Here is a 12,181-nt window from a genome sequence, read left to right as displayed (position 1 = left end):
CAACCAAATCAAATGACTAAACGGTAGGTTTCAGCTAATTTCTAGTTAAATCCCAGTTTTTCACGAACTCGCTGAATGGTACGTCCGGCAATGGCTCGTGCTTTTTCTTCGCCGGCCTGGAGTTCAGCTTCCAGCGCATCGTTGTTATTCATGAAATAGTTAAAACGCTCGCGTTCAGTAGCAAACTGACTCAAGATCACCTCGTAGAAAGCTTTCTTCGCCATGCCATAGCCATAATTTCCGGCTTCATACAACCGGCGCATTTCGGCTACCTGCTCGTCCGACGCCAACAACGAATACAACTGAAACGTAATATCTGTATCAGGATTTTTGGGGTCTTCGAGAGGTGTTGAATCTGATTTGATTTTTTTAACGACCTTCCACAGTTCGTTTTCAGGCAGGAAAATGTCGATGTAATTGTTATACGATTTGCTCATTTTGGCTCCGTCGATGCCTGGAATGGTCATCAGCCGTTCGTCGATACGTGCCTCAGGAAGCACAAATACATCATCATTATATTCCCGGTTGAAAGTACTAGCAATGTCGCGGGTCATTTCGATGTGCTGCCGCTGGTCTTTTCCAACAGGTATAATATTGGCATCATACAGCAGAATATCAGCCGCTTGTAATACAGGATAGACAAATAATCCACTGTTGACGCTCGCCCCCGCCCGGTCCGCTTTTTCCTTGTACGACGTAGCGTTATTGAGCATCGGAATGGGGGTAAAGCATGTCAGATGCCAGCATAGTTCGGTATGCTCAGCCACCCGCGACTGCCGCCAGAACGTATTTTTCTGGGTATCCAGCCCAAACGCCAGCCACGTAGCAGCCACTGCCCGCGTGTATTCCCGACGTAACGTACCGTCTTTAATAGTGGTGAGCGAATGCAGATCAGCTATAAACAGAAACGACTCGTTATCAGGTTGTTTCGACAATTCAATAGCGGGTTTGATCGCCCCCAGAATATTACCCAAATGCGGTCGCCCGCTCGACTGAATACCGGTTAAAATACGTGACATGTACTCAAGTTGTAAAGTTGTAATGTTGTAGAGTTATAAGGTTGTAGAGTTGTAAGGTAATAGAGCTCAGGACGCTTCAGCCAACTTTATAACCCTACAACTTTATAACTCATTTCCCCTGTGCTTCGACCACCGCAATGGCCACCATATTGACAATTTCGCGTTCGGAGGAACCGAGCTGGAGGACGTACACCGGCTTGCGGATACCTAGTAGAATGGGGCCGATGGCGTCGAAACCAGCCGCTTCACTCATCAGGTTATAGGCAATATTTGCCGCCGACAGATTGGGAAAGATGAGCGTATTAGCGCCCTCATCGACCAGTTTACTGAACGGGTGATTTTGCTGAAGCAATTCCGTGTTGAACGCCAGGTGAGCCTGAATTTCGCCATCCACAATCATGTCTGGATGTTTCTTGTGCAGGATTTCAACGGCCCGGTTCATCTTTCCAGCATCCTCGCCCTGGGCACTTCCGAAGTTTGAATACGTAACAAGCGCGATACGCGGTTTGATGTTGAATCGTTCTACGGTACGTGCCGTCAGCTCGGTGATCTCAACGATTTCTTCAGCGCTTGGGTTGAAATTGACCGTCGTATCCGAGAAAAACAACGGGCCGCGTTTGGTGAGCAGAATATACATACCCGCCACTTTCTGCACGCCCTGTTCCTTACCGATAATCTGCAACGCGGGCCGAATGGTGTCCGGGTAGCTCCGTGTCAGACCTGAAATTAAGGCATCCGCTTCACCCGTTTCGACCATCATGGCGCCGAAATAGTTGCGGACGTTCATGAGTTTATGGGCTTCGGCCGGATTGACGCCTTTACGTTTCCGTTTCTCAAAATAAACGTCGCCAAAGCGTTGAACTAAAGCTTCCTGCTCTGGTGAACGCGGATCAAGAATAGGAACGTTACCTAAATCAAGGCTGTTTTCGCGAATAAGCTCCTGAATTTTAGCCGTTTCGCCGAGCAAAATAGGATACGCAATTCCCTCATCCCGAACCTGTTGAGCGGCTTTCAACACTTTCAGGTTTTCAGCATCGGCAAAAACAACCCGCTTGGGACTAGCCTTCGCTTTAGTGAGAATCACCCGCGAAATCTGGTTGTCCTGCCCCAGTCGGCGGGCCAATTGCTGCTCGTAAGCGTCCCAGTCAGTAATCGGCAGTCGCGCCATACCCGATTCAATGGCAGCCTTCGCTACGGCAGGCGCAACAGTCGACAACAGGCGCGGGTCGACAGGTTTGGGCAAGATATAGGTTCGCCCGAAAAGCATATTCGATTCGCCGTAGGCCAGATTAACCAGATCGGGAACCGGTTTTTTCGCCAGTTCAGCCAGCGCATACGTAGCGGCCAGCTTCATGGCTTCGTTGATTTCAGTGGCCCGAACGTCGAGTGCTCCCCGGAAAATGTACGGGAAACCCAATACGTTGTTCACCTGATTCGGATAGTCGGAACGGCCCGTCGCCATGATGATGTCGGGGCGGGCGGCCATGGCATCGTCGTAGCTGATTTCGGGATTCGGGTTCGCCATGGCAAACACAATGGCATCTTTCGCCATCGATTTGATAAGCGCCTGACTGACAATGTTTCCCTTCGACAAACCCACAAATACGTCAGCCCCATCAAAGGCATCGGCCAGCGAACGGATGTTACGTGTCGTTGCAAAGGGTTTGGTAATGTCGCTCAGGTCAGTACGGTCGACGGTGAGCGGTCCGTTCACATCGAACATTACCATGTTTTCCTGTTTCGCGCCTAACGCTACGTACTGACGTGCACAGGAAATGGCCGCGGCCCCGGCACCCAGAATAACGAACTTAACCGTATCAATCTGTTTACCAACGAGTTCAAGTGCATTCAACAAAGCGGCTCCGCTCACGATAGCGGTACCGTGCTGATCGTCGTGCATGACCGGAATGTTCATTTCGTGCTTGAGTCGTTCCTCAATCTCGAAACATTCGGGCGCTTTAATATCTTCGAGGTTAACGCCCCCGAAGGTCGGCTCCATGATCTTTACGGTACGGACGAACTCGTCGATATTCTTGGTATTCAGTTCAATATCAAATACATCAATATCGGCGTAAATCTTGAACAGCAGCCCTTTCCCTTCCATGACCGGCTTGCTCGCCGTTGCGCCAATATCGCCCAGACCAAGCACGGCGGTGCCGTTGCTGATAACCGCTACCAGATTGCCTTTGGTGGTGTATTTGAAAGCATCGTCGGGGTTGGCTTCGATAGCCAGACAGGGTTCGGCTACGCCCGGTGAGTAGGCCAGCGAGAGGTCGCGCTGGGTGTTGTATTCTTTACTTGGGATAACTTCAAGTTTACCCGGACGCCCTTTAGCGTGGTAATCAAGAGCATCTTCGCGCCGGATGGTCTGCTGCATAAACGTTTGTCAATGATGGCAGCGCGAAGGTACGAAAGTTTAAAGAGCGAAAGAGTGAATGAGTGAAAGAGCGCCTGCCGAATGGTATTCGCTCTTTCACTCATTCACTCTTTCGCTCTTTATTTAAAAAGTGGCGCGTGAATCTTATTCAGCGTTTCGATAGGAATTTTGATCACTTCACGGTCGTAGGTGAGCAGGCCGTTGACCTCTCCTTCTACGTCGGTTGTCTGCGTATAAACGGCGGCAGAAAGGGCGTTCTTTTGATAATACTCCACAATTTTGGCGTATTTTTTCTGATATGCTTTCAGCACTTCGTCAGCTGATTGATACGTCTGGTAGCCCCAGTTTCGCATTTCAGGATTCCAGAGATGCCCCTGAATCGGCCAACCAATTCCGCCAAATTCTCCGATTACAATTACCCGGTCTGACTTGGCAGCGGCAGGACGCGGTTCTTCTTCGTAGGTATGAATATCGTAGAAATCGCCGGAGTTGCGGTCGTTCCAGCCACTGACGCCGTTGATGACCCGACTTGGGTCCATCGCCTTAACCCAGTCAGCCAGACGTTTATTTTCATACTGACCCCAACCCTCGTTATGCACGACCCACGTAACGATGCTCGGGTGATTGTGCAGTTGATTCATCATCCGGCGCAGTTCAAGTTCAAACTGCTCTTTCCCCTTCGACCGACGTATTGGCTCCGCCTGATCGCCCGGATTTTCGTTCTGCCCTTCCAGGAAACCCGACGGCATGTCCTGCCAGATCATAATTCCGAGTTTATCGCAGAGATAATAGTACCGTTCGGGCTCGATTTTGATGTGCTTACGTAGCATATTGAAACCCGATTTCTTCAGAAAATCAATCTCGAACGCCATCGCTTCCTCCGACGGGGGCGTCAGCAAACCGGCCGGCCACCAACCCTGATCAAGCGGCCCATTCTGAAACACAAATTTGTTGTTCAGCAACAACACCGGCTGATTCGCCACGGGCCCCGGTCCAATGGCAATTTTACGCATGGCAAAATAACCCGTCACTACGTCGAGTGAATTGCCGGTTACGGTTGCGCTGGCGTAGGCCGTTTGCTCCGCATCGTTACGTCGGGGGCGACGGTTGTTTGGCGTGCCTTCAAAGGGGTCTTTTACCGTGACCAGTTCGGTACGTATGTTGTACAAAAATGGGCTGTCGGGCGTCCATAGTTTCGGCGTCGCTACGTTCAGATATGCCACTCGTCCCGAACGTACCAGAGCGGTCGAAATGGTCTGATTGCCATCCAGCGCCGTTATCCGGATAGCCGTTGTTGGGTCTGTAACCGACTGATCAAGTAAGGCTTCCACTTTAATACGTCCTGAATCGACCTGCGGGGTTATGCGTACTTCTTCGATATAGCGCGGCTTCGGAACCGGCTCCATCCAGACCGTTTGCCAGATGCCTGAGACGGGTGTATACCAGATGCCTCGTGGGCTAAGCAACTGTTTTCCACGCGGTTGTTCGCCCGTAGAAGTCGGGTCCGTTACGCCCAGAACCAGTTGATTTTGACCATCTTTCAGGTAATCCGTTACGTCGAACGTGAATGCATCAGAGCCGCCCGTGTGCGAGCCAACCAATCCGCCATTCACCCACAGACTGCATTCGTAATCGACTGCGCCGAAGTGTAATAGAACCCGCTGGCCGTTCCAGTCGCGGGGAACCGTTACGTTCCGGCGATACCACAGCCGCTGGTCAGGCATGAGCGATTTCGTCACTTTGGAGAGCGTCGATTCAACGGCAAAAGGCACCAGAATCTGGCCCGAAAAACTCGTCGGCATGGGAGCCGTTCGAGACGTAATGGCGTATTCCCACATGCCGTTGAGGTTTTGCCATTTCTGACGTACCATTTGTGGACGCGGGTATTCGCGCCAGGCGTTTTCGGGTGTAACCTGCTTCTCCCAACGACTCATAATGGCGGCAGTACGTGGTGCCGTGGCCGTTACAGACGTAGCAGTTGTCTGCGCTAAACTGCTGACTACAAACGTGGGTAGTAGCAACGTAGCAAGTAAAGGTATTCGGAAAGTAATCGTCATGGATAAGTCGTTTTCGATTCTACTAGAAAATAGTAAGAGATTAGGTAGCCGTGTTTACTGATTACTTAAACCTCCTACCCTACTTTTTCTTGCCTGGCTTTGGGAATACATTATGCGCGCTGGCCCATTGTTTCCAGAGATCGGTCAACTGCCGAACTTTGTCGGGATTTTGGGCCGCTACGTCCTTCGTTTCAGACTTATCGATAGCCAGATTAAACAATTGCCACGTGGTATCGCGGCTGGCCGACACCAGTTTCCAGTCGCCGGAACGGGCGTAACGAGCGCCAAAATGCTCATTGAACAGCGTTTCGTGGCCCGTAATCTGTTTTCCCTGAAACGAAGAAACCAGACTGACGCCGGGCGTTGGGGTAATGCTGTGTCCTTTGAACGTAGTCGGATACGTAGCGCCCGTTACGTCGAGGAATGTTCGCATGAAATCCATGACATGGCCCACCTGTGCGCTATAACTACCTTTTTTCGCCTTAATACCAGCCGGCCAGAAAGCGACCAGTGGAGTACGTACACCGCCTTCATACGATTCAGCTTTCCAATACGTATACGGCGTGTTTGCTACGTTCGCCCAGCGCTGACCGATGGATGAATACGTCGTTTGAGGGCCGGGCATTACCTCTTTCTTTACGTCATATTTAATGCTACGTCCATCACGGGTTTCGCTGGGTCGGTCGAAGCCGGGGCCGTAAGCAGCACAATTTTCGGAGCTGGCACCGTTGTCCGACAGAAAGAGAATCAATGTATTGTCGAGTTGTCCCGATTCACGGAGGGTTTTGATGATACGTCCAATACCTTGGTCCATTCGGTCGATCATGGCGGCATGGACGGCCATTGCGTGCGCATCCCAATCTTTATCCGGATTCGACTCCCAGTTCTGCTCTGATTTGAAGCGTTCCGAAAGTTTGGTTTTAGCTGGGTCGATCAGTCCCATTTTCACCATTTTCTGGTAACGCGCCCGTCGAATGGCATCCCAGCCGCTTTTGTATGTGTCTTTGTATTTGGCAATATCCTCGGGCAACGCATGCAGTGGCCAGTGCGGAGCGGTTTCCGCTACGTAGAGGAAGAACGGGGCCGGCGACTTCGCAAATGATTGAATATAAGCCACTGCCGTGTCGTTGATGGCATCGGTATGGTAGTAATTTTTCGGTACGTTCGTGATGGGCTTCGTACCACTCACCAGACTGAACGGATCGAAGAAATCCACGACACCCCAGATATTTCCGAAGTATTTGTCGAAACCGCGATTGGTGGGATATTGGTCGAGCGGGGCAAAATCGCCGTAATCTTTCTGGTGATTCAACCAGGTCAGTTGTTCTTTTGGATCTTTCTGAACCGTTGTATTCGATACGTGCCACTTTCCTGACATGGCTGTATTATAACCAGCCGTTTTTAACACTTCGGCCAACGTAACAGCATTGTTAGTGATGTGCCCCTGATAACCCGGCTGATCTTCCAGATCGGTCATTTTACCAATGCCCGCCTGATGATTGTACAAGCCCGTCAGCAGACTAGCCCGCGTTGGGCAGCAGCGCGAGGTGTTGTAAAACTGCGTGTAGCGGATGCCGTTATTCGCCAGATAATCAATGTTCGGCGTGCGAATTTCACCTCCGTAACAGCCTAAATCCGAGTACCCCATGTCGTCGGCCATAATAAGAACGATGTTCGGTTTTCGGGATGCCTTTGGTGACGAAGCAGTTGTATCTTTTTTACCAAATCCGCTGAACGTCAATACCGCAAAAGTGGCAGCAAGGGACAATCCGGAGAGAAGAAATGCTTTTTTCATAACACAAACAATTAGTGGTTTTACCCCATCCCAACCCCTTATTTCAAGGGTAGAGGATGGGGTATTTTTACTTCTTACCAGTCAGCGATTTAATCGTCCTTATTTCGATTTCACTGAACGGCGTACCATCTTTTCGGAAAATGTCGTGGAACCAGAGTTCGGGTTCTTTACCACTCGGAATCGGCGTATCCCAGGCGAAAATCGTGTTGGTTTTACCCGACACAAAACCCCAATTGATAGCCCCAATATTTTCCTGTTTCAGCAACGGCATGATGTTCAGAAACAGACTTCCATTCCGACGAGCCATGTATTCCGTACAAATCAGCGGGCGATTTTCTTTTCGTAATTCGGCGATTGTGTTCTTATGCTGGTCGATGTATTTGTAGTGATGATACGTGATGACGTCCGAGTTTTCGAGCTGCACCTTGTTTAGATCCTCGAAGCCTGAATTCCAGTTCCATAGTCCGGCACTGATCGGTTGTGACGGATTGACATCACGCGCCCAGCCAAAAACGGCCTTCAGCAACGGAAGACTTGTGTTCAATAATTTGTTATTACCCGGCTCGTTGTAAAGATCCCAAAGGAGAATTCGCTGGTCATCTTTGAACGTAGTCATCACGTCTTTAACGTAGCGTTCCAGCATCGGCAGGCTGTCGGCGTGCGTAAAAATCATCTTGCCGGGATCACGTACCCAGCCGCTATTATGCACGCCCGGTTTGGGGTCGGGTTGCTTACCGGGATGGTATTCGTCGTTCCAGCAGTCGTCGAAAAACACCAGAATCGTTTTGATACCATGCTTATTGGAAATTTGCAGATACTGATCCAGCCGCTTTTTGAAACCTGCCTGATCGGACGTCCACGCTACGTGGTGAAGGTATACCCGCATGGCATTTAGTCCTAGATTTTCGGCCCAACCCAGTTCTTTATCAATCGTTTGCGGGTCGAACGTAGCAGCCTGGAACATTTCCAGCTGGTTGATGGCTGTACTTGGCTGAAAATTGCATCCCCGAACCCATCCCTGTTTTTTGTACCATTCATTGGCTTTTTCGGTGGTCCAACGTTTGCTTTGGGCCTTCAGGCTTGATGTGGCAATCAATAACAGGGCAATTGCGAGTAATCTATTCATAACTAGAAATCTGTAAAGCAGAAGTTAATCAGTCGTTTTAAAGAAATTCCATTCTTTTGAGAAGTCAGCCTTCATGGTGCCTTTCGGGAAGACGTAGTGCGAATTGGCCCATGTATTCCATTGCTGGTCAAGTTTGTTAACCAGGTCAGCATGTTCGTTCGCTACGTTGTGTTGTTCGACACGGTCGGTTTCCAGGTTGTAGAGTTCCCAGGGTTTGCCAATCACCCCAACCGCTTTCCAGTTTTCGGTTCGAATGGCGCGCATATTTTCGTGTTCCCAGTACATATATTCAGGCTGCTGGCGTGTTCCTTTTGCTAATACCGGCAGCAGACTTTTGCCTTCCAGCGGATGAATTTTCTGTCCCTTTGATTCGGCTGGATACGTAGCACCACTGGCTTCGATGAACGTAGGCATGATGTCGATCAGGTAGCCCGGTGCGTTTGAAATCCGCCCTTTCTGACCGGTCATCCCTTTCGGATAATGAATGATCAACGGCGTAGCAATTCCACCTTCATACGATACGTGCTTGAATCCTTTGAAAGGCGTATTGGACGCATTGGCCCATACGGCACCGTACGAAATCGCTCCTCCTTTAGCTGGATCGTTGATGTCGGTTAGTTGTCCACCGCCCAGAATTCCGCCTTCCTGACAAGCTCCGTTATCAGATAGAAAGACCAGCAACGTATTATCGAATTTGCCAGATTTCGTCAGATAATCAACCAGTTTGCCGATGTTCTGATCCATCCGCGAAACCTGAGCAGCATAAACGGCCATTCGGTAATCCATGTCGCGCTGTTTTGCCGTGTCTTGGCTGGCCCAGGCGGGGTAAATTTCCGGTCGTGCCGATAATCCCCATTTTTCCGAGACAATCCCTTCTTTTACCTGTCTGCGGAACCGCTGTTCACGTAGCGCGTCCCATCCCTGCCGGTATTTCCCCTTGAATCGTTCGATATCTTTTTCCAGCGCGTGCAATGGCCAGTGCGGAGACGTGAAGGCTAGATACAGGAAAAACGGATCGTTGTCTTTTTGTTCTTTCAGGAACGTAACAGCGTTATCCGTGAAGGCGTCGGTCGTATAAAACGGTTGTGTTACACGCTCGACTGGCGCATCGTCAACCCAGATACCACGCGGCTGAACAGGATCTAAATAACTGCTGGCCCCGGCCAATAAACCATAGAATCGATCGAAGCCGCGCTGATGGGGTCGAACGTCGGCTGAAGCGTGGCCCAGATGCCATTTGCCAGCCATATAGGTATGATATCCCGTCGACTTCAGCACCTCAGCCAACGTAACGCAGTTCCGGTTGATTTCGCCCCGGTAGCCATACACGCCGTAATCGTAGTCTATCCGGTTGGCAGGCTCTTTCGTCATGTGGCCGATACCGGCCTGATGCTGAAACAAGCCGGTCATCAAACTGGCGCGGGTCGGACAGCAGCGAGCCGTATTATAAAACTGGGTAAATCGTACGCCCTGACGAGCCAATTTGTCGAGATTGGGCGTCGGAATTTCTGAGCCATAGCACCCCAAATCCGAATAGCCCATATCATCGGCCATAATCAGGATGATATTGGGTCGGGCCGCGTTCGGTCGGGCCGCGTTCGGCTTTTGCTGCGCCTGTCCTAGCAGACCCACCAACAGACTCCCAAAAAGAACAACCAGTTTTTTCATAATGAACTCGCCAAATTGATGAATACCATAAAAAGGCAAACATTGCCGAATATTCATCATGCCTAGACGTAGTGTGGCCAGTCGACCATGCTACGTCTAGTAACCCGGATTCTGAACACAAAGCTTGTTTGCGTCGATTTCGACCTGCGGAATCGGGAATAAAGTCCGTTCGGGTTTAGCGTTGGTGATGCCGCGTGCCTGTGCCAGCGAAATAAATGTTCCCTGACGTATCAAGTCCTCCCGACGTTTGCCTTCTGCGACAAATTCCCAGCCCCGCTCCCGGAAAATGGCCGTGCGAAATGCTTCCTTAGTTGGCGTATCCGTGGCAGTCAGGTTGGGGATACCGGCGCGGGTACGTACCTGATTGATCAATGTAAAGGCTTCTGTAGTAGGCCCATTCAATTCGTTCAGGGCTTCGGCGCGGGCTAAGAGCATGTCAGCGTAACGTAGTATGGGGACGTCGGTGCCGCTGTTGTTACCGACAGTATTGTTGTCCCAGTATTTGAAGCTACGGGCATTGTCACCGGTCGATAAATCGACAACCTGATCGCTATTATTCACATAACTGGTGCAGATTAGTTGAAGCCGTTTATCAGCGGCCGCATATGAGCTCGTGAACGCAGTACGTAGCCGATACTGGGTCGCGAAGTTCGACATGGTCGATTTATAGACGTAGTTTGGGAATTGCGGACTACTTTTATAAGCCGGTGGCAAAGCACCAGCCTGATACCAGTTGCCGAATGGATCTTCTGTGCGACACTGCAATACCAGCATCATTTCTTTATTACTAATTCCCTCATTTTCAACCCGAAACAGGCTTACAAAATTGGGGTTCAGCGAGTAGTAATTGAAATCCATGACCGCTTTGGCAGCATCGGCGGCTTTCTGCCACTGCTTGGTATTCAGGAAAAATTTGGCCAGAATACCGTTCGCATTGCCCTTGTTTAATCGGCCATAGGCTTCTTCTTTACCGGGATCGGGCAAATCAGGAATAGCCTGCGTGAGCTCCGTTTCAATGAACGTTTTCATCGCATCGTCGGTCGCGCGGGCCAGATCGGCGGGCTGCGTCGTCGAGGTACGTAGCGGAACGGGGCCAAAGAAATTATACAGATTCGCATACGCCTGTGCCCGAAGTACTCGTGCCTCAGCTTTGTAGAGCTTTTTATTCGCATCCGACGTAGTGACGTTGGCGATGTTTTCAATCACCCCGTTGGCGTCGCGAATCGACCGGTAGTTCGGCCCCCACATATCGTCGTTGAACGTACCAGTCGACGGGTCCCATGTGAAGTTGATCAACGTAATAAGCTGCCCATTTTCGGCCCCGCCAGTGTTGAATCCCATGTCGGTACAAACCTCGGAATCATTAATCACGTAACGCGAGTTCGACTGGGTTTGCTCCTGCGCATACGCCGAGAACAACAGCGATTTGATACCGCTTTCGGAGGTCAGCACGTTACCCGGCGAAAACTCAGATTTTGGGGTTACCTGCAGCGCTTCTTCACAGGACGAAAGCGCCAGCGTGACAGCAAGAAGCAGGATATGGCTTAGGTTCGGTTTCATCGAAAAAATGATGTATATTGGTTACTTTTGTAAAAACAGACGCTGTTATGGTTATCAAAATTCATAAAGGCACAAAACCAGAAGCGCTTCACGAGATGCTCAAAAAGGTCCAATCGAAACGCAGTCTTCGACCATTTGTCGGCAAACTCAAGCGTGGTCTGGATGGCATGACCTATCAAAACGAAGCTCGTAATGAATGGAGCTGATTTTCTGGCCGACACTAATTTTCTAATTTGTCTCCTCGAAGGTCGCTCGGAAGCAGCTTTGTTTGCGGACTTTTCATTTGCGGTTTCTTTTATCACTGAAATTGAGTTATTAGGCCGAAAAGGCATATCCGAGAACAAAAAACAGGTTATTCAGCAATTGCTTGACACTTGTTTTATTATCGATCTACATCCAGCAATCAAAGCAAAGTCTATTGAACTGAAGTAGACTCATAAAATCAAAATACCGGATGCTTTGATTGCGGCAACAGCCTATTACTCAGGACTAGCCCTGCTTACGGCTGACAAAGGTTTTGCCAATCTCCCTGATCTGGATTTAGTTCTTCTGGATCTCATGGCAGATTCATAGTGATTT

General features: G+C 50.0%; 10 protein-coding genes. 3 read left to right on the top strand and 7 right to left on the bottom strand.

What is annotated here, in order from left to right:
- Positions 1-41 precede the first annotated feature (41 nt).
- From trpS to ACYVF1_RS08665, 7 genes are all read right to left on the bottom strand, one after another.
- Complete coding sequence (gene trpS / locus ACYVF1_RS08695; RefSeq protein ID WP_461077616.1) at positions 42-1,019, bottom strand: tryptophan--tRNA ligase; 978 nt, start codon at positions 1,017-1,019, stop codon at positions 42-44.
- A 109-nt stretch (positions 1,020-1,128) separates the two neighbouring features.
- A complete protein-coding gene (locus ACYVF1_RS08690; protein ID WP_461077614.1) occupies positions 1,129-3,396 on the bottom strand; it encodes an NADP-dependent malic enzyme in 2,268 nt (755 codons plus the stop codon).
- A gap of 119 nt (positions 3,397-3,515) precedes the next feature.
- Complete coding sequence (locus ACYVF1_RS08685; protein ID WP_461077612.1) at positions 3,516-5,453, bottom strand: glycoside hydrolase family 2 protein; 1,938 nt, start codon at positions 5,451-5,453, stop codon at positions 3,516-3,518.
- A gap of 79 nt (positions 5,454-5,532) precedes the next feature.
- Positions 5,533-7,248, bottom strand: coding sequence for an arylsulfatase (locus ACYVF1_RS08680; protein WP_461077610.1), 1,716 nt, complete (start codon positions 7,246-7,248; stop codon positions 5,533-5,535).
- Between the two features lie 67 nt (positions 7,249-7,315).
- On the bottom strand, positions 7,316-8,374 hold the full coding sequence (locus tag ACYVF1_RS08675) for a glycoside hydrolase family 2 TIM barrel-domain containing protein (protein WP_461077608.1): 1,059 nt from the start codon (positions 8,372-8,374) through the stop codon (positions 7,316-7,318).
- Positions 8,375-8,398: 24 nt separating this feature from the next.
- On the bottom strand, positions 8,399-10,042 hold the full coding sequence (locus ACYVF1_RS08670) for an arylsulfatase (protein WP_461077606.1): 1,644 nt from the start codon (positions 10,040-10,042) through the stop codon (positions 8,399-8,401).
- A gap of 96 nt (positions 10,043-10,138) precedes the next feature.
- Positions 10,139-11,602 carry a RagB/SusD family nutrient uptake outer membrane protein gene (locus ACYVF1_RS08665; RefSeq protein ID WP_461077604.1) on the bottom strand — a complete coding sequence of 488 codons (1,464 nt, stop codon included), beginning with the start codon at positions 11,600-11,602 and terminating at the stop codon, positions 10,139-10,141.
- Between the two features lie 47 nt (positions 11,603-11,649).
- On the opposite strand from ACYVF1_RS08665, the gene ACYVF1_RS08660 reads away from it, so the two are divergent.
- Genes ACYVF1_RS08660 through ACYVF1_RS08650 form a run of 3 tightly spaced genes read left to right on the top strand, consistent with a single transcriptional unit; the run spans position 11,650 to position 12,175 of the window.
- Positions 11,650-11,808 (top strand): hypothetical protein, encoded by a 159-nt coding sequence (locus ACYVF1_RS08660; RefSeq protein ID WP_461077602.1) that lies wholly within the window; start codon positions 11,650-11,652, stop codon positions 11,806-11,808.
- A complete protein-coding gene (locus ACYVF1_RS08655) occupies positions 11,795-12,034 on the top strand; it encodes a PIN domain-containing protein (protein WP_461077600.1) in 240 nt (79 codons plus the stop codon). Before ACYVF1_RS08660 ends, ACYVF1_RS08655 begins: the two co-directional genes overlap by 14 nt.
- A gap of 9 nt (positions 12,035-12,043) precedes the next feature.
- A complete protein-coding gene (locus ACYVF1_RS08650) occupies positions 12,044-12,175 on the top strand; it encodes a PIN domain-containing protein (RefSeq protein WP_461077841.1) in 132 nt (43 codons plus the stop codon).
- The last annotated feature ends 6 nt before the right edge of the window (positions 12,176-12,181 follow it).

Source organism: Spirosoma flavus (genome assembly GCF_054778555.1).
This window is presented reverse-complemented; position numbering and strand designations above follow the sequence as displayed.

Excerpts from the sequence above, each read along its gene's own strand:
- ACYVF1_RS08670 (WP_461077606.1), bottom strand. The coding sequence starts at position 10,042 with ATGAAAAAACTGGTTGTTCTTTTTGGGAGTCTGTTGGTGGGTCTGCTA.
- ACYVF1_RS08665 (WP_461077604.1), bottom strand. The coding sequence starts at position 11,602 with ATGAAACCGAACCTAAGCCATATCCTGCTTCTTGCTGTCACGCTGGCG.
- ACYVF1_RS08680 (WP_461077610.1), bottom strand. The coding sequence starts at position 7,248 with ATGAAAAAAGCATTTCTTCTCTCCGGATTGTCCCTTGCTGCCACTTTT.
- ACYVF1_RS08655 (WP_461077600.1), top strand. The coding sequence starts at position 11,795 with ATGAATGGAGCTGATTTTCTGGCCGACACTAATTTTCTAATTTGTCTC.
- trpS (WP_461077616.1), bottom strand. The coding sequence starts at position 1,019 with ATGTCACGTATTTTAACCGGTATTCAGTCGAGCGGGCGACCGCATTTG.
- ACYVF1_RS08675 (WP_461077608.1), bottom strand. The coding sequence starts at position 8,374 with ATGAATAGATTACTCGCAATTGCCCTGTTATTGATTGCCACATCAAGC.
- ACYVF1_RS08660 (WP_461077602.1), top strand. The coding sequence starts at position 11,650 with ATGGTTATCAAAATTCATAAAGGCACAAAACCAGAAGCGCTTCACGAG.
- ACYVF1_RS08685 (WP_461077612.1), bottom strand. The coding sequence starts at position 5,453 with ATGACGATTACTTTCCGAATACCTTTACTTGCTACGTTGCTACTACCC.
- ACYVF1_RS08690 (WP_461077614.1), bottom strand. The coding sequence starts at position 3,396 with ATGCAGCAGACCATCCGGCGCGAAGATGCTCTTGATTACCACGCTAAA.